20 protein-coding genes and 2 pseudogenes are annotated in these 25,292 nt (G+C 65.6%); 2 read left to right on the forward strand and 20 right to left on the reverse strand.

Annotated elements, in window-relative coordinates; all coding sequences use genetic code 11:
* Nucleotides 1-9 precede the first annotated feature (9 nt).
* The 19 genes and pseudogenes from otnK to ACOYR4_RS05865 all read right to left on the reverse strand — a co-directional run bounded on the left by otnK (nt 10) and on the right by ACOYR4_RS05865 (nt 23,085).
* Nucleotides 10-1,287, reverse strand: a complete 1,278-nt coding sequence (gene otnK, locus ACOYR4_RS05775; protein WP_422848919.1) for a 3-oxo-tetronate kinase — start codon at nt 1,285-1,287, stop codon at nt 10-12.
* Nucleotides 1,284-2,195 (reverse strand): L-threonate dehydrogenase, encoded by a 912-nt coding sequence (gene ltnD, locus ACOYR4_RS05780; protein ID WP_422848920.1) that lies wholly within the window; start codon nt 2,193-2,195, stop codon nt 1,284-1,286. Before ltnD ends, otnK begins: the two co-directional genes overlap by 4 nt.
* A gap of 31 nt (nt 2,196-2,226) precedes the next feature.
* A complete protein-coding gene (locus ACOYR4_RS05785; protein ID WP_422848921.1) occupies nt 2,227-3,594 on the reverse strand; it encodes a GntP family transporter in 1,368 nt (455 codons plus the stop codon).
* Between the two features lie 369 nt (nt 3,595-3,963).
* A complete protein-coding gene (locus tag ACOYR4_RS05790; RefSeq protein WP_116749138.1) occupies nt 3,964-4,743 on the reverse strand; it encodes a FadR/GntR family transcriptional regulator in 780 nt (259 codons plus the stop codon).
* Nucleotides 4,744-4,852: 109 nt separating this feature from the next.
* Nucleotides 4,853-5,896, reverse strand: a complete 1,044-nt coding sequence (locus tag ACOYR4_RS05795; RefSeq protein ID WP_309826076.1) for a patatin-like phospholipase family protein — start codon at nt 5,894-5,896, stop codon at nt 4,853-4,855.
* A gap of 130 nt (nt 5,897-6,026) precedes the next feature.
* Nucleotides 6,027-6,263 (reverse strand): annotated as a pseudogene (locus tag ACOYR4_RS05800) (nucleoside deaminase); the annotation flags it as partial.
* Between the two features lie 269 nt (nt 6,264-6,532).
* Nucleotides 6,533-6,700: pseudogene (locus tag ACOYR4_RS05805) on the reverse strand (nucleoside deaminase); the annotation flags it as partial.
* Nucleotides 6,701-6,776: 76 nt separating this feature from the next.
* Complete coding sequence (locus ACOYR4_RS05810; protein ID WP_060986854.1) at nt 6,777-7,544, reverse strand: ABC transporter permease; 768 nt, start codon at nt 7,542-7,544, stop codon at nt 6,777-6,779.
* A gap of 24 nt (nt 7,545-7,568) precedes the next feature.
* Nucleotides 7,569-8,393, reverse strand: a complete 825-nt coding sequence (locus ACOYR4_RS05815) for an ABC transporter ATP-binding protein (protein ID WP_043566088.1) — start codon at nt 8,391-8,393, stop codon at nt 7,569-7,571.
* 72 nt (nt 8,394-8,465) lie between these two features.
* Complete coding sequence (locus ACOYR4_RS05820; RefSeq protein WP_015012860.1) at nt 8,466-9,497, reverse strand: ABC transporter substrate-binding protein; 1,032 nt, start codon at nt 9,495-9,497, stop codon at nt 8,466-8,468.
* 278 nt (nt 9,498-9,775) lie between these two features.
* Nucleotides 9,776-12,082, reverse strand: a complete 2,307-nt coding sequence (locus ACOYR4_RS05825; protein ID WP_422848922.1) for an NADP-dependent malic enzyme — start codon at nt 12,080-12,082, stop codon at nt 9,776-9,778.
* A 461-nt stretch (nt 12,083-12,543) separates the two neighbouring features.
* Nucleotides 12,544-14,031, reverse strand: coding sequence for a nucleobase:cation symporter-2 family protein (locus tag ACOYR4_RS05830; RefSeq protein WP_422848923.1), 1,488 nt, complete (start codon nt 14,029-14,031; stop codon nt 12,544-12,546).
* A gap of 196 nt (nt 14,032-14,227) precedes the next feature.
* Entirely contained in the window at nt 14,228-14,932 is a 705-nt protein-coding gene (locus tag ACOYR4_RS05835; protein ID WP_108626735.1) for a GntR family transcriptional regulator, read from the reverse strand.
* 38 nt (nt 14,933-14,970) lie between these two features.
* Entirely contained in the window at nt 14,971-16,251 is a 1,281-nt protein-coding gene (locus tag ACOYR4_RS05840) for a C4-dicarboxylate transporter DctA (RefSeq protein WP_422848924.1), read from the reverse strand.
* Nucleotides 16,252-16,444: 193 nt separating this feature from the next.
* On the reverse strand, nt 16,445-18,232 hold the full coding sequence (gene ggt, locus ACOYR4_RS05845) for a gamma-glutamyltransferase (RefSeq protein ID WP_422848925.1): 1,788 nt from the start codon (nt 18,230-18,232) through the stop codon (nt 16,445-16,447).
* 174 nt (nt 18,233-18,406) lie between these two features.
* Nucleotides 18,407-19,642, reverse strand: a complete 1,236-nt coding sequence (locus tag ACOYR4_RS05850) for a M20 family metallopeptidase (protein ID WP_295943513.1) — start codon at nt 19,640-19,642, stop codon at nt 18,407-18,409.
* Nucleotides 19,639-21,417, reverse strand: a complete 1,779-nt coding sequence (gene uraD / locus ACOYR4_RS05855) for a 2-oxo-4-hydroxy-4-carboxy-5-ureidoimidazoline decarboxylase (RefSeq protein WP_422848926.1) — start codon at nt 21,415-21,417, stop codon at nt 19,639-19,641. Before uraD ends, ACOYR4_RS05850 begins: the two co-directional genes overlap by 4 nt.
* A gap of 5 nt (nt 21,418-21,422) precedes the next feature.
* On the reverse strand, nt 21,423-22,403 hold the full coding sequence (gene puuE / locus ACOYR4_RS05860) for an allantoinase PuuE (protein WP_422848927.1): 981 nt from the start codon (nt 22,401-22,403) through the stop codon (nt 21,423-21,425).
* A gap of 13 nt (nt 22,404-22,416) precedes the next feature.
* On the reverse strand, nt 22,417-23,085 hold the full coding sequence (locus tag ACOYR4_RS05865) for a GntR family transcriptional regulator (protein WP_015012869.1): 669 nt from the start codon (nt 23,083-23,085) through the stop codon (nt 22,417-22,419).
* Nucleotides 23,086-23,193: 108 nt separating this feature from the next.
* On the opposite strand from ACOYR4_RS05865, the gene uraH reads away from it, so the two are divergent.
* Nucleotides 23,194-23,544, forward strand: coding sequence for a hydroxyisourate hydrolase (uraH, locus tag ACOYR4_RS05870; RefSeq protein ID WP_015012870.1), 351 nt, complete (start codon nt 23,194-23,196; stop codon nt 23,542-23,544).
* 49 nt (nt 23,545-23,593) lie between these two features.
* On the opposite strand, the gene ACOYR4_RS05875 is transcribed toward uraH, so the two are convergent.
* Nucleotides 23,594-24,142, reverse strand: a complete 549-nt coding sequence (locus ACOYR4_RS05875) for a hypothetical protein (RefSeq protein WP_422848928.1) — start codon at nt 24,140-24,142, stop codon at nt 23,594-23,596.
* 159 nt (nt 24,143-24,301) lie between these two features.
* On the opposite strand from ACOYR4_RS05875, the gene xdhC reads away from it, so the two are divergent.
* Nucleotides 24,302-25,129 carry a xanthine dehydrogenase accessory protein XdhC gene (gene xdhC, locus ACOYR4_RS05880; RefSeq protein WP_422848929.1) on the forward strand — a complete coding sequence of 276 codons (828 nt, stop codon included), beginning with the start codon at nt 24,302-24,304 and terminating at the stop codon, nt 25,127-25,129.
* Nucleotides 25,130-25,292 lie beyond the last annotated feature (163 nt).

A 25,292-nucleotide genomic window follows, 5' to 3' on the forward strand; every position in this document is an offset into this window, starting at 1 on the left:
GGCTAGAAGTCATGCCTGCAATTGTGCAAAAGCCTTGGTGAAGAAGTCGGTGCTGCCGAAATTTCCCGACTTCAGTGTGATGTGCAGCCCGTCCTTCGCGTCCGGGGCCACGGCATGGCACCACGGCACGCCGGGGTCGATCTGCGCGCCAATGCGCATTTGCGTGACGCCCAGGGCCTGCACACAGGCACCCGAGGTTTCGCCACCCGCCACGATGAGCTGGCGCACACCGCGCTGCACCAGGCCGCGTGCAATGGCGGCAATGGTGTCTTCCACCATGGCACCGGCTTTTTCGGAGCCCAGCTTGCCTTGAATGGCACGCACTGCCGAAGGCTCGGCGGTGGAATACACCAGCACCGGGCCGTTGCCAATGTGGCCTTCGGCCCAGGCCAACGCTTCGGCGGCCACGTCCACGCCTGCCGCAATGCGCAGCGGGTCGATGGCGAGAGCAGGCTTGCCTGCCTTGATGAAGTCCATCACCTGCTGGTTGGTGGCCACCGAGCAGCTGCCCGACACGATGGCCTGCAGCCCTTGCGCGGCGGGCAGGCGGGCGGCCTCGTTGCTGGGCGTCACGCCAAAGTTGCCCGGCAGGCCAATGGCCACGCCCGAGCCTGCAGTCACCAGCGGCATGCCCTTGAGGGCAGGGCCCAGGCGCAGCAGGTCGGCGTTCGATACCGCATCCACCACGGCCATGCGCACGCCTTCGGCCTTCAGTTGGTCGATGCACGCGCGGATAGCGGCCTCGCCCTGTGCGACCACGCTGTGGTCGATCAGGCCCACGCGGCTCTCGGTCTGCGCCTGCAGCACGCGCACCAGGTTGGGGTCGGTCATGGGCGTGAGCGGGTGGTTCTGCATGCCGCTCTCGTTCAACAGCACATCTCCCACAAACAGGTAGCCCTTGAACACGGTGCGCTTGTTGTCGGGAAATGCGGGCGTGGCGATGGTGAAGTCGGTGCCCAGGGCCTGCATCAGCGCATCGGTCACGGGGCCGATGTTGCCTGCGGCTGTGCTGTCAAAGGTGGAGCAGTATTTGAAGTAGATCTGCTCGGCACCTTGCGCCTGCAGCCACTTCAGCGCCTCAAGCGACTGGGCAATCGCTTCGTCTTTTGGAATGGTGCGCGACTTGAGTGCGACCACGATGGCATCTGCCTCGGTATCCAACGGCGCCTTGGGAACGCCCATGGCTTGCACCACGCGCATGCCGGCGCGCACCAGGTTGTTGGCCAAGTCGGTCGCGCCGGTGAAGTCGTCGGCAATGCAGCCCAGCAATGCACGTGCGCGTGTCATGCCTTGACCTTCCCTTCGGGCAGAGTGATGCCCGGGAAGATCTTGATCACAGCGCTGTCATCTTCCTTGGCAAAGCCTGCGGTCGATGCCTGCATGAACATCTGGTGTGCGGTGGCCGCCAGCGGCAGGGGGAATTTGCTGGCACGGGCGGTGTCCAGCACCAGGCCCAGGTCCTTCACGAAGATATCGACGGCCGACAGCGGCGTGTAGTCGCCCGCCAGCACGTGGGCCATGCGGTTTTCAAACATCCAGCTGTTGCCCGCGCTGTTCGTGATCACTTCATACAAGGCGCTGGCCTCCACGCCTTCGCGCAGGCCCAGGGCCATGGCTTCGGCGGCCACGGCAATGTGCACACCGGCCAGCAGCTGGTTGATGATCTTGACCTTGCTGCCCGCGCCCGCCTTTTCGCCCAGGCGGTACACCTTGCCAGCCATGCCGTCGAGCACGGCGCCCGCTGCAGCATAGGCCTCGGGCTTGGCCGAGGTCATCATGGTCATCTGGCCCGATGCGGCCTTGGCGGCGCCGCCGGAGATGGGCGCGTCCACATAGTGCAGGCCCAGGGCGTTCAGGCGCGCTTCCAGTGCCACCGACCAGTTTGGGTCCACCGTGGAGCACATCACAAAGGTGCTGCCGGGGCGCATGGTGCTGGCTGCGCCGCTTTGGCCATCGTCGCCAAACAGCACGCTCTCGGTCTGCGCGGCGTTGACCACCACCGACACCACCACATCACTCACCGCTGCCAATGCAGCGGTGGTGGCGTGTGCCGTGCCGCCGTCGGCCACAAAGGCATCGGCCACGCCGGGGCGCACGTCGCACACGTGGATGGTGAAACCGTTGTTGCGCAGGGTCTTGGCAATGCCAACGCCCATGGCGCCCAGGCCGATGATGCCGACGGTGGGTTGGGTCATAGTGGTGTCTTTCTAGAGCAAAGAGGAAAAATCAGGCAACGGCCACCCACAGTAGGGCAGTCAGGGCAAAGCCCGCAAGGCCCAGCACGGTGGTCAGCACGGTCCAGGTGCGCAGGCCATCGCCCACGCTCAAGCCCAGGTAGCGGGTCACGATCCAGAAGCCCGAATCGTTGACGTGCGACAGGCCCAGGCTGCCAAAGCCAATGGCAACCGTGAGCAGCGCCACTTGCAAGGGGGAATACCCGCCACCCGCCATCGCATCGGCCAGCAGCCCGCAGGTGGTGATGATGGCCACGGTGGCCGAGCCTTGGGCAGCGCGCAGGGCCAGAGAGATGATGAACGCCAGCAGGATGAGCGGCAGATGGGTAGCGGTGAGGCTTTGCGACAGCGCAGCGCCAATGCCGCTGGCCGTGAGCACCTTGGCAAACACGCCGCCTGCGCCCGTCACCAAAATCACAGTGGCAGCAGGGGGCAGGGCGGATTCCATGATGGCGTTGGTGCGCTCGCGGTTCCAGCCCTGGTTGCGGCCCAGCAGAAACATCGCCAGGCCCACGGCCACCATCAGTGCAAAGATGGGCGAGCCGATGAAGCCCAGCAGGTTGCGCAGGTTGTCTCCCTTGGGCAGCAGCGTGGCGCCAGTGGTGCCCGCCATGATGAGGGCCAGGGGGATGAGGATCAGCGCCATGATGGTGCCGACGCTTGGAGCGGCGCTTGCTTTGCTGGTCTTGCTGTCTTCGCTGTTGCCAAAGGCGGCAAACTGCTCAGCCGTGGTGGGCAGCATGGGGTAGCCCTTGCGATTGAGCCAGCCCGCCACGACCTGAGACAACGCCGCCAGCGGGATGCAGATGGCCAGGCCAATGATGGTGATCCAGCCAATGTCGCCCTTGACGATAGCTGCCCCGCCCACGATGCCGGGGTGCGGTGGCACCACCACGTGCGCAGCCAGCATGATGCCCGCTACGGGCAGGCCGAACTTGATGGGGTTCACGCCCGCCGCCTTGCAAAAGCCGTAGACGATGGGCACGAGGATGATGAAGCCCACGTCAAAAAACACCGGAATCGCCAGCACCAGCGCTGCAGCCGTGAGGGCCATGGGCACCCGTGTAGGCCCCAGCAGCTGTGTGAAGCGGTTGGCCAGGCTGGCCGCGCCGCCCGACACCTCGATCATGCGCCCCAGCATGGAGCCCAGCGCCACCAGGATGGCCACCGACCCCAGCGTGCCGCCCATGCCCGCAATCAGCGTGCTGATGATGTCGCCAATGGGCATGCCCGTGGCAAACGCCACCAGAAAGCTCACCAGCATCATCGCCACGAAAGCGTGGACCTGCCAGCGGATGATGAGCAACAGGAGCAGGCCAATGCTGCCGGCGCCGATGCCGAGAAGTGCGAGGGTGGACATGAACGGGGTATCTCCGGGATGGAAGGGGGCAAGCCCAGATGGAGGCCGCTGAAAACGGCCTGGTGAGGAAGGCTGGGCGCACCCGGTTTGGTGTGTTTATATGGTTATCATACAAATTATTGCGATCTGCACTCCTACGGGTTAACCCGCGTGTGCCCGTGCGTGCAGAGGGCGGGTGACGCACTTTTGAGGCGTTTTGGTGCTCAAGCGCTAGTGCAATGTGCCTGAGTAGCTACTAAATATGTAGCAAATCAACAATGCGGAGGGGGCAAGTCCAGCCGCCGCCACACCTCAAGCTTCGCTCGGATGCGCGCTACGCCACCAGCGTCAAAGCGTTTAAGCCCGTCGCGCAGGCATCACCGATGCAGCTCAGAACACCAGCGGTGCGGACGCCGCCACCAGCGGCTGGGCCAGCCGCGCGCCGTCCTGGGCCCAGAACGAAAGGTCGGCCTGCTCGATGCGGGCCAGTGCGTTCTTCATGTGCTGCGCCGCGGCGGCGCGTGCAGCCACCGGGTCGCCCGCCTCGATGGCGCGCACGATGTGGGTGTGCTCGTGGGTCACCGCATCGGCAAAGTCGGTGCGCCGCGCCTCGTTGGCGCGGGTCACGCGCGTGGCGCCTTTGAGAAACTGGGCCAGATAGTCCAGCGTGCTGATCATGAACGGGTTGCCCGCCGCCTGGGCGATGGCGCGGTGGAACAGCACGTCTTCTTCCACCCCGTCGCGGCCTGCGCGCACGGCGTCGGCAATGTGCTGCATGGCGGCGCGGATGGCAGCGATGTCTTCCTCGCTGCGGCGCAGGGCCGCCAGTTCGGCCACCTCGGCTTCTAGCGCGCGGCGCACTTCCACAATCTGCATCACCGCCTCGCGCGATGCGGCAAGGGGCACATCAAACTGCAGCGGTTCGATGCCCGGCGCCAGCACATACACGCCGCTGCCCTGCCGCGAGTCGACCAGCCCCAACGACTTGAGGCGCGAGATGGCCTCGCGCACCACCGTGCGGCTGACCTGGAACTGCTGCGCCAACACGGCTTCGGTGGGTAGCTTTTGCGCTGCCTGGATGCGGCCCGCGCGAATCTCGGCCTCCAGCGCGCTGGCCACTTGGTCGGAGAGCTTGGCGCTGGGTTTGACGGCGGAGAACGGCGAAGACATGGTGGGGCGGGCAGTGGGGGCGTGAAGTCGGTGCAGGGTTGTGCTGGCGTGCCGGAGCTCAGCTGACTTTACCCGAAGGGCACTACGCCGGAATCGTTGGTTTGCTGCGCTACTTGGGCGCCGGGCAGGAGTCGTCCAGCTTAGCCAGGCCCGCCAGCTTTTGCAGCCGACTGCGGTTGTCCAGGCAGGCCTGGTACTGCACCTCGGCCGCCTTCTGCTGGGCCTGCGCCGCCGCCTTGGCGCGTTCGGCCTGCAGTTGGGCCACACGTTCGCGGATCTGCGGCATCACGGCCAGTGCGGCCTTTTCGCCTTCCACGATGGCATTGGCGCGCTGGCTGAAGTCGGCAGCACCAATGTCCAGCACCTGCGGGCGGACGATCACGTCGGCCCGCGCCAGTTCGGCCTGGCCCAGCTTCTGGCCCATGATGGCAATCGACTGGTTCAGCGCGCCCAGCATATTGCCCGGCGTCTGGCCCCGGGCCTTGTTGGAGATGTCTACCGCAATCACGATGTCGGCGCCCAGCTGGCGTGCGGCATCCACCGGCACGGGGCTCACGATGCCGCCATCCACAAAGTGGTACTTGCCGATGGTGACGGGCTGGAACACGCCCGGCACGCTGCTCGATGCGCGCACGGCCTGGCCGGTGTTGCCGCGCGCAAACACGGTGCGCTCGCCGTCTTCCAGCCGCGTGGCGACGACGACAAAGGGCTTGGCCATCTGCTCCAGCGGTTTGCGGCGCACCTGCTCGTTCACGTAGTCTTCCAGCTTCTGCCCCAGCACGAGCCCGCCCGATGACAACTGCAGGTCGCGGATCTTGGCTTCGTCCAGCGCCACGGCTTTTTCCTGCATCTCGAAGGCGTTCATGCCGCTGGCATAAAGCGCGCCGACCACGCTGCCTGCGCTGGTGCCCGAGACCACGGCGGGCGCCAAGCCATTGGCCTCCAGCATCTTGATCACGCCAATGTGCGCAAAGCCCTTGGCCGCGCCGCCGCCCAGGGCGATGCCGATGCGGATAGGGGGCGTGGTGGATGGGGTCGCGGTGACCGGTGTGGCGTCGCCCGCCGCTGGCTGTGTTGGTGCGGTGCCGCCGCATGCGGCCAGACCTGCTGCGGCCCCAAGGGCCAGAAGGCGCAAAAGAATGGTCAAGCGCATGCGGTGTGATCCTGCTGTCGTCCAAACGGGGCGGGCAGTATAGCGGCAGGGTGCCGGGGCACCCGTTGGTGGTGTCTTTTGCTACTGAAAGAGGAGCTGCTTGCGCTTGATGTACAGGCGCCAGAGCCCATTACTGCCAGAAATCGCGGTGCAGGGCCGTGATCTCGTCCTGCAGTGCGGGCACCGGGCCCAGTACCTCGGTGGGGCGCTGGCCGCTGGCAAATACCGTGCGGCAGGGCAGGGCCAGTGTGGGGTTCTCGGGGTGGTCGCCCGTCAGGGCGAGCAGGGCGGTTTCTTCGGCGCCATACAGCACGCGGCCGATGCCCGCCCAGTAGATGGTGCCAGCGCACATGGCGCAGGGGTCCAAGAACGTGTTCACCATCTCCCAGGGGTCGCGCAGCGGTCTTTGCGGGATGGGATGCAAGGCGCGGTGCGCTGCCAATAGCTCGGCTATTTGCAAGCGCCGCAACGCCGCAGGCCACCCGCAAAGACCACTGCCCGAAGGGTTGGAGCGAAATCGGGCGATTGAACGCCCCGGTTGCTTACATGGGCACGAGCCCATGCAAGCAACCAGGGCATCCACTCATCCCGATTGCGCTCCAACGCGACCCCTGGGAGATGGCGAACACGTTCTCAGGTGGTGACCAGCGTGCACTGGGCCAGATAGGCGCCGGGGTAGTTGGCCGCCGCCGTGCGCGCCAGCGTGCTCTCGGCGTGGTTCACCGTGTCGATGTTGCCCTGCTCGGCCAGCACGGTTTCGCCATCGGGCGCAACGAGCAGCGCGCCAAAAGGGTGGCGGCCCATGTCCTTGGCGCGCTGGGCCACGGCGTTGGCGCGGCGCAGCAGCGTGGCTGCCTGGGCTTCGCTCAACGCCGTCGGGTTATTCACCTTGAGAACCCCGGTGCGCCCAGCCCGTGGTGCGCTTTTCGATCCAGCTGAACAGCTCGTACATCACCATGGCCATGGCGCCCACGACCATCAGGCCCGCAAAGGCCAGGCCCATCTGCATGGACGAGCCTGCGCTGATCAGCAGGTAGCCGATGCCTTCGTTGGCCGCGGTCATTTCCGACACGGTGGTGCCCACAAAGGCCAGCGTGATGGCCACCTTGAGCGAGCCGTAGAAGTACGGCATGGAGCGGGGCAGACCCACCTTGGTCAGCACGTCCCAGCGCTTGGCGCCCAGCACGCGCAGCACGTCTTCCAGCTCGGGCTCCAGTGTGGCGAGGCCCGTGGCGATGTTGACCATGATGGGGAAGAAGCTGATGAGGAACGCCGTGAGGATGGCCGGGCCCACGCCGATGCCGAACCACACCACCAGGATGGGCACAAAGGCGGCCTTGGGCAGCGCGTTGAAGGCCGTCATCAGCGGGTACACGGCGGCATAGGCGATGCGCGAGCTGCCGATCACAAAGCCCAGCAGCACCCCCACGACGATGGCGATGCCGAAGCCCGCCATGGTGACCCAGAAGGTGCGCCAGGCATGGCCTGCGATGACGCCGCTGAACTCCACCAGCTGCACGCCAATGGCCCAGGGGCTGGGGAACAGGTATTCAGGGATGCTGAAGGCCGAGCAGATGATTTGCCACAGCAGGATGGTGGCGACGAGCAGGATCCAGGGGGACCAGCGCTCCACGGTTTTCTTGTGCATAGGGATGAGGCGCTTTCTTTGTTCTTATTGCTGGATGGGCGCGCCTGCTTTTCGCAGGGCACCGATGTGGCCGCGCAGCTCGTGCACGATGTCGGTGAACTCCTTGGTGTAGGTCACTTCCAGGTCGCGCGGGCGGGGCAGCTCGATCTCCTTGCGCACCACAAACCGGCCGGGGCTCTTGCTCATCACATACACCGTGTCGGCCAGGAAGACCGACTCGCGCAGGTCGTGCGTGACCAGGATCACATTGAACTGCTGCTCGGTCCACAGGTCGCGCAGGATGCACCACAGCTCCTCGCGCGTGAAGGCATCCAGCGCGCCAAACGGCTCGTCCAGCAGCAGCATCTTGGGCTCGTGGATCAGCGCGCGGCAGATGCTGGCGCGCTGCTGCATGCCGCCCGAGAGCTGCCAGGGGAACTTGTCTTCGTAGCCTGCGAGGCCCACCTTTTGCAGCAGCTTGCGGGCGCGTTCTTCGTACTCCTTGCGCTTTTGCTTGAAGTGGCTGCGGTAGGGCTCAACGATTTCGAGCGGCAGCAGCACGTTGTCCACCGTGGTGCGCCAGGGCAGCAGCGAAGGCGCCTGGAAGGCCATGCCCGACACCTTCAGCGGCCCTGTCACCGGCTGCCCGTCGATGAGGATCTTGCCCATCGACGGCATCTTCAGCCCCGTGGCCAGCTTCATGAAGGTGGACTTGCCACAGCCCGAGGGGCCGACGATGGCGATGAACTCGCCGCGCCGCACCTGCAGGTCGATGGCTTCGACCGCAAACTGGTTCTTGGCGCGCAGCTCGTCGTTGTAGGCGAGCCAGACGTCCCGGAAGTCCACAAAATAGTTGTCAGCAGCCTGCATGGAAGTTTTTATGCTCAGAATGGCCGCAAGCGCTAGTCAATCATGCGCTTGCAGCTATCAAATTAATAGTAATTACTTCTTAGGCAGGATGTTCAGCTCGGCAGCGCTGGGCAAGAAGCTGGCGTTCCACACATCGTCGGCGTTCACACGGGTCTTGGTGTTGAACGCATCGGACACCTGCGACGCCATCAGCGAGAGGCGGCCGGGCTTGAGCTGGCCAAAGCCCTCGGCGCGCGCGTCGGGGCTGTTGATCACGGTGTCGATGGCCAGCTGCAGGCGGCGGGTTTCGAGCGGCACGTTCACGATGCCGTCGCGCGCCTTCACGTATTCGATGGACGCAGCGGGGTTGGCTATGACTTCCTTGGCGCCCTTGGTGAACGCTGACAGGAACGCCTTGATGGCGCCCGGGTTCTCCTTGATGAGCTTGGGGCTGGCGATGATCACGTTGCCGTACAGCTTCACACCAAAGTCGGCATAGGGCAGCACCACCACATCGGCGGCCTTGGCGCCCCGGGCTTCCAGGTTGAGCAGCGAGGTGAAGGTGAAGCCGGTGATGGCGTCCACGTCACCGCGCACCAGCATGGTTTCGCGCAGTGGCGGGTCCATGGCGGTCCAGGTCACGGCGCCGATGCCGTTGGCCTTCTGGAAGATGGGGAACGCGCGGCGGCCTGCGTCAAACACGGGGGCGCCCAGCTTCTTGCCGGCCAGGTCGGCGGGCTTGGTGATGCCGCTCTTTTTCAGCGCCATGACCGAGGCGGGTGTGTTGTTGTAGACCACCATCACCGCCACGGGCTTGTTCTGCGCGTCGGGGTTGTTGGCGTGGAACTCCATCACTGCGGCCAGGTCGGCAAAACCCATGTCGTACGTGCCCGATGCCACGCGCTGCACCGCACCGCCGGAGCCGTTGCCGGCATCCACCGTCACGTCCAGGCCTGCGGCCTTGAAGTAGCCCTTGGCCACGGGTTGCAGGAACAGCGCGGCTGGGCCTTCAAAACGCCAGTCCAGCTGGAACTTGATGGGCGTGGTGGCCTGTGCCTGGGCCAGCGACGCGCTGCCGATCAGAGCCAGGGCGGCAGCGGTTTGCATGAACAGTCTTTTTTTCATTCGGGGCTCCTGTCGGGCAAGGGGAAATGCGGTGAGGGAAGGTGTTGGCCCCATCCAGGGGCCATGCACCTGCAGTCAGCAAAAACGATGCCCGGTTTGCGGATGCGGGTGTTTTGCCGTGCCCCATTGTTCACCGAAGTGGTGCATACCAGCATGCTGGGTTTCCCGAAATGGTGCGAGTGCGGTGCAAGGGGTTCTCGCACGCACAAAAAAACGGGGCCCAGGGGCCCCGTTGACTCGGTGTGCAGGCCGACCAGCGCAAGGCCGGCACGGCACTTTCAGCGTGGCCGGGTGGCAGCGCTGGCCACGGCCAGGGCCGTCATGTTGAGCACGCGGCGCACGGTGGCAGCCGGGGTCAGGATGTAGGCCGTGGCAGCGGCGCCCATCAGGATGGGGCCCACGGTGACGCCACCGCTGGTGGTGGTCTTGAGCACGTTGTAGAGGATGTTGGCGGCATCCAGATTGGGGCAGATCAGCAGGTTGGCCGAGTCCGTCAGGGTCGAATCCGCCATGTAGGCGTTGCGGATGTTCGGCTCCAGCGCGGCGTCGCCGTGCAGCTCGCCGTCGCACTCGATCTCGGGGTGCGCCGCCACGAACAGGTCGCGCGCCTCGCGCATCTTGCGGGCCGAGGCGCGCTTGGACGAGCCGTAGCTGGAGTGCGACAGGAAGGCCACCTTGGGCGGGATGCCAAAGCGCTGCACTTCCTGCACCGACATCCAGGCGATGTCGGCCAGCTGCTGGGCCGTGGGGTCTTCATTCACATAGGTGTCGGCAATGAACAGCGTGCCCCGGTTGGTCATCAGCGCGTTCAGGGCCGCGTAGTTGTTGGCGCCTTCCTGGCGGCCGATGATGCTGTGGATGCGCTCCAGGTGCGTCTCGTACGTGCCCACCAGGCCGCAGATCATGGCGTCGGCATCGCCCAGCGTGACCATCAGCGAGGCGATGATGGTGTTGGACCGGCGCACGGCGGCCTTGGCGACTTCGGGCGAGGCACCGTTGCGCTTCATGAGCTGGTGGTAGTGCTCCCAGTACTGGCGGAAGCGGGGGTCGTCCTCAGGGTTGCACACCTCCACGTCCTTGCCCAGCTGCATGCGCAGGCCGGCCTTGGCAATGCGCGCAGCAATCACGGCGGGGCGGCCGATGAGGATGGGGTGGGCGATCTTGTCGTCAATCGCCATCTGCGCGGCGCGCAGGGCGCGCTCGTCTTCACCGTCGGCATAGGCCACGCGCTTTTGCGCATCGGGCAGGGCCTTGGCCGCGTTGATCACGGGGCGCATCAGCATGCCGGTCTGGTAGACAAAGCGCGACAGTGTTTCCTTGTAGGCCTCCATGTCTTCGATGGGGCGCGTGGCCACGCCCGATTCGGCGGCGGCCTTGGCCACGGCGGGCGCAATCTTGAGGATCAGGCGCGAGTCGAAGGGTGTGGGGATCAGGTAGTCAGGGCCGAAGGTCAGCTCTTTGCCCGCATAGGCGCTGGCCACTTCTTCGCTGATGTCGGCCTTGGCCAGGTCGGCGATCTGGCGCACGCAGGCCAGCTTCATGGCTTCGGTGATCTTGGTGGCGCCGCAGTCCAGCGCGCCGCGGAAGATGTACGGGAAGCACAGCACGTTGTTGACCTGGTTCGGGTAGTCCGAGCGGCCGGTGGCGATGATGCAGTCGGGGCGGATGGCCTTGGCCAGTTCGGGGCGGATTTCGGGCTCGGGGTTGGCCAGGGCCAGGATGATGGGCTTCGGCGCCATGGTCTTGACCATCTCGGCCGTCAGCACGCCGGGGGCCGAGCAGCCCAGGAACACGTCGGCGCCGTTGACCGCATCGGCCAGCGTGCGGGCGTCGGTCTTTTGCGCGTAGGCCGCTTTCGATTCGTCGTAGCCACCAGGGCGGCCTTCGTAGATCACGCCCTTGGAGTCGCACACAAAGATGTTCTCGCGCTTGACGCCCAGGCCCACCATCACGTTGAGGCAGGCAATGGCTGCCGCGCCCGCGCCGGACACGGCAATCTTGACCTGATCGATCTGCTTGCCCACCAGCTCCAGGCCGTTGAGCAGCGCTGCGCTGCTGATGATGGCCGTGCCGTGCTGGTCGTCATGGAACACCGGGATGTTCATGCGCTTGCTGAGCTCTCGCTCAATGTAGAAGCACTCGGGCGCCTTGATGTCTTCGAGGTTAATGCCGCCCAGCGTGGGCTCCAGCGCGGCGATGATTTCGATGAGCTTGTCGGGGTCGCGCTCGGCCAGTTCGATGTCGAACACATCGACACCGGCAAACTTCTTGAACAGGCAGCCCTTGCCTTCCATCACCGGTTTGCTGGCCAACGGGCCGATGTCGCCCAGGCCCAGCACCGCCGTGCCGTTGGTGATCACCGCAACCAGGTTGCCGCGCGAGGTGAAGTCAAACGCCTTGGAGGGGTCGGCAGCGATGTCGAGGCACGGATAGGCCACGCCCGGCGAGTAGGCCAGCGACAGGTCGCGCTGGTTGGACAAAGGCTTGGTGGGCGTGACCGAAATCTTGCCCCGGGTGGGGTTGCGGTGGTATTCGCGCGCAGCGTCGCGCAGGGCCTGTTCGGCGGCGGAAATGTTCTGTGTCATGCGGAAATCCTGGAAGTCCTGGGCGGAAAGCGAAAACAAGGGTACCCGATGGCGTGGGCGGCTGGCATGCAGGTTTATGCGGATGCAGCATAAGAGCCTGTTCAAAGTCTTTTTGGAGTCGCACAAGTCCCTTGCCGGGATGGGATGCAAGGCGCGGTGCGCTGCCGATAGCCCGTGCTATCGGCAAGCTTTGCTCCGCCGCAGACCGCCCGGCAAGGCACTTGCCCGAAGGTGGGAGTGAAATCGGGCCGATGAACTTGGAGTTTTGGCGCCCCGGCTGCTTGCATGGGCACGAACCCATGCGGCGCACCCGACGCATCCACTCCTCCCGATTGCACTCCAATGCGATCTCCAAAAAGACTTTGAACAGGCTCTAAAGCCAAAACCCCCTGGCAGCCGTGGCGGACAGGGGGCGGGCCACGCGGGCGGTGGCGGGTTTTCGGCAGCGGGCAGGCGGGATGCTAGTGGGCGTCGGCCTGGCGTGCGGCGTTGACAGCGGCGGAGGTGTCGCGGCTGGCGCCATTGAAGAAAACGTTCAGGGCCACCGCCGTGATCGAGGCCAGGAGGATACCGGATTCGATCAGGGGGTGGATGGCATGCGGCATCCACTGGCGGAAGTTGGGTGCGATCAGCGGCACCATGCCCACGCCGATGGAGACGGCCACGATCATGGCGTTGAAGCGGTTGGTCTTGAAGTCCACACCGCCCAGGATGCGGATGCCCGTGGCCGCCACCATGCCGAACATCACCAGCCCCGCGCCGCCCAGCACCATGGTGGGCAGCGACTCGACCAGGGCGGCCATCTTGGGCAGCACGCCCAGCACGATCAGGATCACACCACCGGCCACGCACACAAAGCGGCTCTTGACGCCGGTGACGGCCACCAGGCCCACGTTCTGCGAGAAGCTGGTGTACGGAAAGGTGTTGAAGATGCCCCCCAGCAGCGTGCCCAGGCCGTCGGTGCGCAGGCCGCGCGTGAGGGCCGCCTGGTCGACCTTGCGGTCGGTCATCTCGCCCAGGGCGAGGAACATGCCGGTGGATTCGATCATGACCACGATCATCACCAGGGTCATGGTCAGGATCAGGATGGGGTCGAACACGGGCCCGGCAATTTCGAACGGCAGCACCAGGTCAAACCACTGCGCCTTGGCCACCTTGTCGAAGTTCATCAGCCCCATGCCCACGGCAACCACCGCGCCGATCACGATGCCCAGCAGCACCGAAATGTTGGCGATGAAGCCCTTGGCAAACTTGGCAATCAGCAGGATGGACAGCAGCACCAGGCACGAGATGCCCACACCGGTCAGGTCCGCGTACTTGGGGTTGGGCACCGTGGGCACCACGGCAAAGCCCTTGGGGACCGGCGGCAGCGATGAGCCGGGTGCACCCGCCGCTGCCTGCGCCTCTGCCAGCCATTTGAGGTGCTCGGGGTTGGGCACGCTGGGCGCCGTGGGGCCCACCGGGTTGCCAAAGATCCAGTTGATGCCCACGCGCATCAGGCTGATGCCGATGACCGCAATGATGGTGCCGGTGACCACCGGCGGGAAGAAGCGGAGCATGCGGCTGACCAGCGGCGCGATCAGGATGGAGATCACGCCCGCGCCGATCACCGAGCCAAAGATCAGCCCGGCCCCGGCCGTGCCGCCCGTGCTCTGCGCCATGGAGATCATGGGCGCCACCGAGGCAAAGGTCACCCCCATCATCACCGGCAGCTGAATGCCAAACCAGCGCGAGGCGCCCAGCGCCTGAATCAGTGTGACCAGCCCGCACACAAACAGGTCGGCCGAGATCAGTTTGGCCACTTGGTCGGGCGTGAGGTTGAGCGCGCGGCCCACGATGAGTGGCACCGCCACGGCGCCCGCATACATCACCAGCACATGCTGCAGGCCCAGCGCCGTCAGTCGCCCCAGGGGCAGGTGTTCGTCCACGGGGTGTACGGGCGGGTTCATGGGCGTCCTTCAGCGGGTTGGGGGGGTGAATACGAAAGGAACACTGGCACCGGATGGTGCACAGGTGTCCATACAAAAATCGTATACAAAATGACCGGGCGCGCTTATCCCGGTTAACCCTTAGGGACGCAGCAATTTCTCGCCTGCCGTGGTGGAGGCGGTTGGACGGTGGGTGGCCTGTGTGCCTTCGGTGTGGTTAGCCCGGGTCCGTAGCTGCCGCCTTGGTGCGTGGGCTGGTCAGCGGTGCCAGGGATTCCCGCAGCCGGTCGCGCACCAGGGGCTGGCCGGGGTTGAGAGCGCCTTCCACATGGCCGATGTGGGCCAGCATGCGCTCGCGGGCCAGGGTGGTGTTGCCGGCCTCCAGCGCCTCGACGATGGCGGCGTGTTCGGCGCAGGACTGGCTGGCCGCGTGCTGCGATTGGTAGAGCGATGCGGCCAGCGTGGTGCGTGCCGTGAGGTCGCGCAGGATGTCGCTCAGGCTGCGGTGGCCCATCGCCTCGGCCAGGCAGACGTGGAAGTCTGCGAGCAGAAAGGCGCGCGTGGCAGCGTCCGCGCCTTCGATGGCCTGCTGCTCGTCGGCGATGTGCGCACGCAGGCGGCGGGTCACGCTTTGCAGCGGTCGGCCCGCATCGGCCAGGATGCCCGACTCGATGATGCGCCGGGCGGAGAACGCGTCGCGCGCATCCTCCACCGAAGGCTCCACCACGTACCAGCCCCGGCGCGAGCGCACTTCCACAAAGCCCCGTGCCTGCAGCTGCATCAGGGCCTCGCGCACCAGCGTGCGGCTCACGCCGAACAGATCGGCCAGCTCCTGCTCGCCCAGGCGCTCGCCGGGCGAGAGTTTTTGCGCGAGGATGGATTCCACCACCTGCTGGGCGATCTGGGTCTGGTTGATGCTCATGGCCGGATTGTCGCGTGCTGCAAAGGTGCGGCGCCCAATCAGGCGCGTGGCATGGGTGGCTCGCGGCCGTCCAGTACGGCATGGGCGCGTTCGCGGTCGATGTCGCCCTCCCACGCCGCCACGGCCACGGTGGCGACGCAGTTGCCAATGAGGTTGCCCAGCGCGCGGGCGATGCCCATGAACCAGTCCACCGACAGCACCAGTACCAGACCAATCGCCGGGATGGCAGGGATGGCCTGCAAGGTGGCTGCCAGCACGACGATTGCCGAGCCGGGCACGCCGTGTGCGCCCTTGGAGGTGACCAGCGAGATCGCCAGGATGGTCAGCAGGTCGGCCATGGAAATCGGCGTGTTGGTGGCCTGGGCGATAAACACGGCCGCCAGCGTGATGTAGATCGAGAAAGCGTCCAGGTTGAACGAGTAGCCCGTGGGGATCACCAGGCCCACGGTGGAGTCGCGGATGCCCATGTGCTTGAGCTTGGCCATGACTTGCGGCAACACACTGTCGGACGATGTGGTGGCAAACACCACGGCCAGCTCCTCGCGCAGGTAGCGCAGCAGCTTGAAGAGGCTGAAGCCCGACACCCGCATGATGAGGCCCAGCACCACCACGACGAAGATGACCACCGCAGCGTAGAACAGCGCCACCAGCATGCCCAGCTGCTTGAGGGAGCCCAGGCCGTACTTGCCCACGGTGAAGGCGATGGCCCCCAGCACGCCCAGCGGCGCGAGCTTGATGATCAGGCCCATGGTCTTGAACAGCACATGCGACAGGTCGTCGATCAGGCTGGTGACGCGCGCGCCGCGCTCGCCGATCAATGCCAGGGCGCAGCCAAAAACGATGGAGAACAGCAGGACCTGCAGCACGTCGCCGTTGGCAAACGCGCTCACGGCGGTGGTGGGGATCAGCTTGAGCAAGAAGTCGGTAAAGCCGCCCCCGGTGAGCTTGCTGGCGTTTTCGGCATAGGCGCCCATGGCTTTGGGGTCGAGCGCCTTGGGGTCCACGTTCATGCCCACACCGGGCTCGAGCCAGAACGCCAGCGCCAGACCCAACACCAGGGCGATGGAAGTGACGACCTCGAAATAGATCAGCGATTTGACGCCCACCCGGCCCACCCGCTTCAGGTCGCCCGTGCCTGCGATGCCATGCACCACCACGCAGAACACGATGAGCGGGATCAGCATCTTGATGAGTTTGATGAAGCCGTCGCCCAGGGGCTTGAGCGCGATGGCGGTGTCGGGCCAGACCAGGCCCACCACCACACCGGCTATCAAGGCCAGCACCACCTGGCCAAAAAGGGATTTGAAAAACCGGGGCATGCCAACTCCTTCAGTAGCTTTTTGAACGCAAATCTTGCATACAAGAACTGTAGGCAAGTCTGAAGGGCGGCGTATGAGGGTATGCCCGCATGCTGTCACGAAGGCTGCAATAAAAAACGGCCACGCATTTGTAGTGCGTGGCCTTGCAAAGGCTGACAGGCGCAGCTAGCCCGCACTAGGCGGGCGCTGGCAATCAGTAGCCGAGGGTCTTGCCGTCGGGGTTGCGCGGGTCCGAGTAGCCGTACAGCGCGCCACCGCGGATCTGTATGGTCTGCGTGCGGCCCATTGAGGGCTTGACCGCGATGTTGTGGCCGCGCTGCTTGAGCAGGGCGATGGTGTCGGGCGACAGGCCCTTTTCCACGCGCAGCTCGTCGGGCGTCCACTGGTGGTGCACACGGGGTGCGGCAGCGGCCTCGGCGGGGTTCATGCCAAAGTCGATGGTGTTGACCACCGTTTGCAGCACCGTGGTGATGATGCGTGCGCCGCCGGGGCTGCCGGTCACCAGCGTGGGCTTGCCGTCCTTCAGCACCAGGGTGGGCGTCATGGACGACAGGGGGCGCTTCTTGGCGGCCACGGCGTTGGCGTCACCGCCGACCAGCCCGTAGGCATTGGCCACGCCGGGCTTGGCCGAGAAGTCGTCCATCTCGTTGTTGAGCAGGATGCCCGTGCCCTTGGCCACGATGCCGCTGCCGAAGTTGGTGTTGAGCGTGTACGTCACGGCCACGGCGTTGCCTGCCTTGTCCACCACGCTGTAGTGGGTGGTCTGGTCGCTCTCATACGGCTGGGGTTGGCCGGGCTTGATCTCCTTGGCCGGGCGCGCGCGGTTGGGGTCGATGCCCTTGGCAAGCGATTCGGCATAGCGCTTGGAGGTCAGGCCCTTGAGCGGGATCTTAACGAAATCCGGGTCGCCCAGATATTCGGAGCGGTCGGCATACGCCAGCTTGCTGCTCTCGGCCATGTGGTGGATGGTCTGCGCGCTGTTGGGACCCCACTGGGCCAGGGGCAGCGGCTCCAGCATGTTCAGGATCTGCACCAGATGCGGGCCGCCCGAGGAAGGTGGGGGCATGGTTACGATCTCATAGCCACGGTAGGTGCCGCGCATGGGCGCGCGCTCCACCACCTTGTACTCGCGCAAATCCTGCAGCGTGATGGCGCCCGCGTGGGGGGCCATTTCAGCCGCGATCTTCTGGGCGATCTCGCCTTCGTAGAACGCCTTGGCGCCTTGCTGGGCAATCAGGCGCATGGACTGCGCCAGGTCTTTCTGCACCAGCGGGTCGCCCACCTTCAGCGGTTCGCCGTTCTTCCAGAAGATGGCCTGGGTGGCTGGCCACTTCCCCATGTTCTTCTTCTCTTGCTGCAGGATCTTGGCGAGCGTTTCGCTCACCGGGAAGCCCTTGTCCGCCAGCTCAATGGCCGGAGCGATCACACGCGACAGGGGCAGGGTGCCCCAGCTCTTGAGCGCATGCTCCATGCCGGCCACGGTGCCAGGCACGCCCACGGCGTAGTGGGTGTACAGCGACTTGCCGTCCACCACATTGCCTTTGGAATCCAGGTACATGTCCCGCGTGGCTTTGATAGGCGCCACTTCGCGGAAGTCCAGGGCCACGCTTTTGCCGGTCTTGGCGTCGTGCACCATCATGAAGCCGCCGCCGCCCAGGTTGCCTGCGTTGGGCAGGGCCACGGCCAGCGCGAAGCCAATGCCGACGGCGGCATCCACCGCATTGCCACCGGCTTTCAGGATGTCCAGGCCAATCTGCGAGGCCAGTTCTTGTTCGGTGGCGACCATGCCATTGCGTGCCACGACGGGGTGGAACACATCCATGTCGAAGTCGTAGGCTGCGCTGGCGGCCTGGGCCGAAGCGGTCTGCTGTACTGCGGCTACCGGCTGAGCCTTGGCCACCGGCGGCGTGCTGCCGCAGGCCGTGAGGCTGGCCAGGGCCAGCACAACGCTGCCAGCCAGCAGCGTATGGCGAATGTTCATGGGATATCTCCTGGTGTGTGGAATCTGGAAATGACAACGGGCGCACCCAGTCGATGGATGCGCCCGCGCCAGTGTAGGTTGGTCAAGGGGCTGTCAGAGGCCATTGCGTCATGACATTGCGGCGCTGCACTGATGTGCTGCATGCATGACTCAATCCCAATGCCCTGCGGGCCTTCAGGCGAGCAAGTCGCTCAATGTCCGCGCGATCACCTTGGTGGCGCGGCGCAGGTCTTCGAGTTGCAGGCGCTCGTCGGCGCGCTTGGCGTGCGATTCGAGCACGGTGCGGGGGCCGGCGCCGTAGATTACGCCGGGAATGCCGCGCTCCACATACAGGCGCACATCGGTGTAGAGCGGCGTGCCCACGGCAGGGACCGGTTCGCCGATCACGGCTTGGGCATGTTGCTGGATCGCGTCGACCAGTGGCTTGTTGCCCGCCAGCGGCGTCATCGCGTTGGCCAGCAGCAGGCGCTTGATCTCCACGCTGATACCGGCGCGCTCGCCTGCGGCCTGTTCGATCACGCGGCGGATGGTGGCTTCGACCTCCACCGGGTTTTCCTCGGGGATCATGCGGCGGTCGAGCTTGAACATCACCTTGCCGGGCACGACATTGGTGTTGGTCCCGCCCTCGATGCGGCCCACGTTCAGGTAGGGGTGCTTGATCCCCTCGACTTTGGACGTGACCTTCTTGTACTCGTCGTTCTGTGCGTACAGCGCATTCAGGATGTGCACGGCGCCCTGCAGGGCATCCACGCCGGTGTGGGGCACGGCGGCGTGGGCCATCTTGCCGTGCACCGTCACTTCCATCTGCAGGCAGCCGTTGTGGGCGGTGACCACTTCATAGCTGAAGCCCGCGGCAATCATCAGGTCGGGCTTCGTCAACCCCTTTTGCAGCAGCCAGCCGGGGCCGAGTTCGCCGCCAAACTCTTCGTCGTAGGTGAAGTGCAGCTCCACCGCGCCCTGGGTGGGCCTGGCCACGGCTTCCAAGGCCCGCACGGCAAAGGTGAAGCTTGCAAAGTCGCTCTTGCTCACGGCGGTGGCGCGGCCATACATGGCGCCATCGACGATCTCGGCACCGTAGGGGTCGTGCGTCCAGCCTTCGCCGGGCGGCACCACGTCGCCGTGGGCGTTCAGGGCGATGGTCTTGCCGCCGCTGCCGTATGGTCTGCGCACGATGAGGTTGGTGATGGACTCCATGCCGTAGGCCTGCACGTCGACGGTGGGCACGGCATGCTTTTCGGCCTCGTAGCCAAAGTCCTTCAGCAGCTCGGCGGTGCGCTCGGCATGGGGTGCGTTGTTGCCCGGGGGCGTGTCGGTGGGCACGCGCACCAGGGCCTGCAAAAAGCGCACTTCTTCGTCAAAGTGCTGGTCGATCCAGGCGTCCAGCGCGGCGTGGTGGTTCGGGGTGGTCATGGTTGTTGTTCCTCGGCAAGCTGGTGCAGCACCTGGGTGAAGGCGTCCACAGCCAGTTGCATGTCGTTGTTGGTGGTGGATTCGAGCGGGTTGTGGCTGATGCCGGAGTTTTCTCCGCGCACGAACAGCATGGCCTGCGGCATGATTTCGTGGAGCTTCATCGCATCGTGGCCTGCGCCACTGGGCATGCGGAACACGGGCACGCCCAAGTAGTCCACCGCGCGCTCCCAATGGTGCTGCAGCGCCGGTGCGCTGGGGGCGGCGGCGGCGCGCATGGATTCTTCCAGCGTATAGCGCAGGCCGCGCCGGGCAGCGATCTGGCCCAGGTGGTCAAGCACGTCGCGCACCAGTGCGTCGCGTTGCGGGTCGGTGGGTGCACGCAGGTCCAGGCTGAACTGGCAGCGGCCCGGCACCACATTGATGGAGCCGCCGGGCACGTTGAGCAGGCCGATCGTGCCCACCGAGTCTCCGTCCTGGGCGGCGCGCTGCTCGATGTACAGCGCCAGCTCTGCCACCGCCACGGCCGCATCGCGGCGGCGGTCCATGGGGGTGGTGCCTGCGTGGCTGGCGGTGCCGATCATTTCGCCCACAAAGCGCACGCCCCCATTGATGGAGGTGACCACGCCCAGCGGCAGGTCCAGCTCGTTGAGCACCGGGCCCTGTTCGATGTGGACTTCAATAAAGCCCAGGTACTGGGCCGGGTCGCGTTGCAGCTTGGCAATGTCGTCAATGCACAGCCCCGCGTGCTGCATGGCAGCGCGCATGGTCACGCCGTCGGCATCCTTCTGGTCCAGCCAGGCAGGGTTGAAGTGCCCGATGAGCGCGCCCGAACCCAGGAAGGTGGCCTTGTAGCGCTGGCCTTCTTCTTCGGCAAAGGCAATCACCTCGATACCAAACGGCAGGCGCTGGCCCGCGCGGTGCAGTTCGCGCACGCAGGCCATGGGCACAAAAATGCCCAGGCGCCCGTCGTACTTGCCGCCATTGCGCACGGTGTCGTAGTGCGAGCCGGTCATGAGGTACTTGGCACCGGGTGTGGCGGCGCGATACCGCCCCACCACGTTGCCCACGGCGTCCACCTCGACCTCGTCAAAGCCGCAGTCGCGCATCCAGTGGCTGATGCGCTGGGCACAGGCGCGGTGTGCGTCGGTGAGGTAGGTGACGGTGAGCTGGCCCTTTTCAGCAAAGCCGGGGTCGGAGTGTTCGGCCAGCTTTTCATGCCAGTCCCACACGTCATTGCCCAGCGTAGGTTCGGCGGCGAACTTGTCGTTCAGGCGGATCTCGGCGATGCGGTGGATGTTGCGCAAGGCCTCTGCCACCTCGAACTCCGGGTGGTTGTCGAGCCGCCGCGCAAAGGTATCGATGATCTGCTGCTTGTTCAGCCCCGCGCCGCGCGGACCGCGCACGGCCAGAATGAAGGGGAAGCCAAAGCGGGCGTTGTAGTCCGCATTGAGCTGCTGGATGCGCGCAAATTCTTCGGGCGTGCACTGCGTCAGGCCCGCCTTGGACTGCTCGTTGGTCGATTCGGCGGTGAGGCTTTTCGCCACCATGGCCTTGCCCGCCAGCTCGGGGTGGGCGCGGATCAGGCCCAGCTGCGCCTCGGTGCTGGCGGTGCGCACCGCGTGGGCCAGGGCGTGCTTGAGGTGTGCCAGCGAGCGGAATGGCCGCTGGGCAAGCGCCTGTTCGGCAATCCAGGGGGAATGCTCGTACACGCCGTCCAGCGCCTCCAGGGCCTGTGCGGGCGTGGCGGCATTCAGTTGGTCAAGGGTCCATGCCATGGTCGTCAGGCCTTTGTGGTGGGGTAGGGGTGCACGGCCTTCCAGTGGCGCGCGATGTCGATGCGGCGGGCCACCCACACCTTGTCGTGTTGTGCGATGTGGTCCAGAAAGCGCTGCAGCGCCGTGATGCGGCCCGGGCGGCCCAGCAGGCGGCAGTGCATGCCAATGCTCATCATCTTGGGCGCGTTGTCGCCATTTGGGTCGCCCTCGGCATACAGTGCGTCGAACGTGTCCTTCATGTACTGGAAGAACGGGTCGGCGTGCGAGTAGCCCTGGGGCAGCGCAAAGCGCATGTCGTTGCAGTCCAGCGTGTAGGGCACGATGAGCTGGGGCACCACGTTGCCGTCGGTTTTTTGCACCTTCATCCAGAAGGGCAGGTCGTCGCCGTAGTAGTCGCTGTCGTATTCAAAGCCGCCGTAGTCAGCCACCAGGCGGTGCGTGTTGGGGCTGTCGCGGCCGGTGTACCAGCCCAGACCATGTACGTGGTCTTGCGAACTTCCTCTTTCGCCCGTCATGCGTTGGATGATGTCCATCGCCTCTTGCATGTGGGCGCGTTCCACCTCTTCGGGAATGTGTTGGTAATGGATCCATTTGAGGCCATGGCACGCAATCTCATGGCCCAACTCCACAAAGGCTGCCGTGAGATCGGGGTGGCGCTGTAGGGCTGTGGACACGCCAAACACCGTGAGGGGCAGTTGGCGCTTTTCAAACTCGCGCAGGATGCGCCACACGCCAGCACGCGAGCCGTATTCATAGATGCCCTCCATGCTCATGTGCCGCTCGGGGTAGCTGGCCGGGTTGAACATTTCGGACAGGAACTGCTCGCTGCCCGCATCGCCATGCAGCACCGCGTTTTCGCCGCCTTCTTCGTAGTTCAGGACGAATTGCACGGCAATGCGCGCGCCACCGGGCCACTGGGCGTGGGGCGGTGTCTTGCCATAGCCGATGAGGTCGCGGGGGTAGGCCTGGGTGGTGTCGTAGATCATGGTGGGGTGGTTTTCAAGAGGCCAGTGCGGCGGCCAAGTCACTGGCCGGGCGCTTGCGGTCAAAGGTCAGGCTGGCTTCGACATGTTCGAGGTGGCTTTGCATCAGGGCCACCGCGCGCTCCTCGTCGCGCGCGGCCAGGGCCGCCACGATGTCGGCATGCTCCTCGTGCGAGTGCTCGGCCGCGCTGGCCGACTGGTACATCAGCGTGATGAGGGCGCAGCGCGAGATCAGGTCGCCCAGCATCTGCGCCAGCACCTCGTTGCCCATCAGTTCGGCCATGCGCACATGGAAGTCGCCGAGCAACTCGGTGCGGGTGCTGGCGTCGTGCGTGCCCATGGCGGCCTTCTCGCTGGCCACGTGGGCGCGCAGGGCCTTGAGCTTGGCGGGCGTCACGCTGCGCACAAAGGCGCGGGTCATCTCGGTCTCCAGCATGCGGCGCACGGCAAACACCTGGCGCGCCTCCTCGACCGAGGGTGTCGCCACAAATGCGCCCCGTGCGGGCTCCAGCGTGACCAGCCGGTTTTGCGCCAGCTGAAACAGTGCCTGGCGCACCAGCGTGCGCGACACGCCAAAGTGGTCGGCCAGCTTTTGCTCGGCCAGTTTGGTGCCGGGTTGCAGGCGGTGTTCTACGATGGCGCGGGTCAGCGCTTCGACGATGGCGCTGGTGGAGGAAGATTCCATGGCTGCATGATACGGTGGATGGTGAAAAGTGTATACACTTTTGGTCTACACACTGCGATCTGGCAATCGTCGCCGATTGGACAGACTCTTACTTCAGGAGATTCCCCCATGGGATTGAGCACCCACGTTCTGGACACCATGAACGGCTGCCCTGCGGCCGGCATGGAAGTGGCCCTGTATTCCACCGACGGCGACAACGCCACCCTCATCAAGCGCCTGGTGCTGAACCACGACGGCCGCACGGATGCGCCGCTGTTCGACAACGCCAGCCTGCGCACCGGCACGTACCGGCTGCGCTTTGATGTGGCGGGCTACTTCAAGGCCCGGGGCGTGCAACTGCCCGAACCCAATTTTCTGAACCAGGTGAGCCTGGACTTCGGCATTGCGCATGCCGACCAGCACTACCACGTGCCGCTGCTGGTCAGCCCCTGGAGCTATTCGACCTACCGGGGCTCGTAGCAAGCGCTGCCTGACGGCCGAAGTGGCCTGGCCGCTCAGGGAGATATTGCTACAGCTGCCCTTCGGTCAGCGTATCGAGCTGAAAGTGCCCGCTCTTGTCCCACAGCCAGGTCTCGGTGTAGGTGACCTTGCCCAAGCGGGCCGGGACAGGGAACGGGGCTGCAGCGCGCACCGTGCGCTCGATCTCGGTGACCACCTCGGGGGCATGGCGCGGGGCGCGCATCCAGTGCAGGCGGGTGATCTTGCCCGCGCGGTCGATGTCGAGCTGCAGCACGCCAATGGCATACAGCTGCGGCGGCAGTTTGCCTTTGAAGATGCGTTCGCGGTTCAGGCCATACAGGTGCGTGGCGGCATCCTGGCGGTAGGCCAGTGGCGTGGCAGCGGCCGAGGGGCGCGCTGACCCGGCGGTGGCGGGCACGGGGCCCTTGACGCCGCTGGCATCCGGCCCGGTGGACGGGACGCTGTCGGGCGCGGGGGCTGGCGTGGGCTCTGGCGGGGCCTTGCAGGCCGAGACCAGCGCCGCGCCCACGGCCATGATGCCTGCCAGCAACCAGTGGCTGCGCTTTCCGGTGGAGCGGGGAGAGGGCGTGTCGGGCATGGTGTGAAAGGTTCCTGAGACTGCGGGCACGATAACCCAGCGGCGAAGGTGGTACGTTACAAAATGACGACGGTCGAAATGAGGGCTACAACAGCTGCCTCACCGGAGGGTGAGCCGCTGGCAGAGCCCCGTTTTGCATCCGTCACGAAAAGGATCGCGGTGACAAATTTGCAAATGCTGCTGGACGGCCTGGGGGCCGTGCCAGCCTGCCTGGTGACCGTGGAGTCTACCCAAGGGTCCGTGCCCCGGGAGCCCGGCGCCTGGATGGCCGTGTTCGCCGACCAGCTGGTGGGCACCATCGGCGGCGGGCATCTGGAGCTGCAGGCGATTGCCGAAGCACGCCGCCGCCTGGCGGGTGGGCTGGTCACTGCGCCGGGGCCGATGCGGTTTGCGCTGGGTCCGGCGCTGGGCCAGTGCTGTGGCGGGGTGGTGCACCTCGGGTTTGAGTTGCTCGCAGCGCAAGACGCACCAGGCCTGGCCCAGCGATTGGCGCCCCGCCTGCATCCAGTGGCCTTGTTTGGCGGCGGGCATGTGGGCCACGCGGTGGCCCGCGTGCTGGCGCCACTGCCTTTTGCGCTGACCTGGATCGACAGCCGGGACGGCATTTTCCCTTCCGACCCGCCCGAAGGTGTGGTCTGCGAACACTCCGAGCCGGTGCAACTCGCCGTGCCCCGCCTGGCACCCGGCAGCCGCGTTCTGATCATGAGCTTCAGCCACGCTGAGGACCTGGACGTGGTGGCCGCCTGCCTGCGCCGCCAGCGCGAGCAGGGCGACCTGCCTTTCATCGGATTGATCGGCAGCCAAACCAAGTGGGGCACCTTCAGCAACCGCCTGCATGGGCGCGGGTTCGCCGCCGAGGAGCTGGCGCAGGTCACCTGCCCCATCGGTATCCCTGGCATCGGGGGCAAGGAGCCCGAGGTGATTGCCGTGGCCGTGGCGGCGCAGTTGCTGCAGACGCTGCAGCCAGCACCAAAGGCTGGGGAATGAGGGTAATTCCGGCCCCGAATGCCCCAGGTTGGGGCTGGAATCGGGAACAATTCCTGCATACACTTTGACGTACCGGTCGCAGCGGTGCCCCGGCCAGCAACCCACTGGCCAAGGTGCGCGACCTCAATGTCTGCTCAGAGCGCCCGCAGTGGTGAGCAGGTTT

Source organism: Acidovorax sp. M14 (genome assembly GCF_049331375.1).
Classification (GTDB): domain Bacteria; phylum Pseudomonadota; class Gammaproteobacteria; order Burkholderiales; family Burkholderiaceae_C; genus Acidovorax.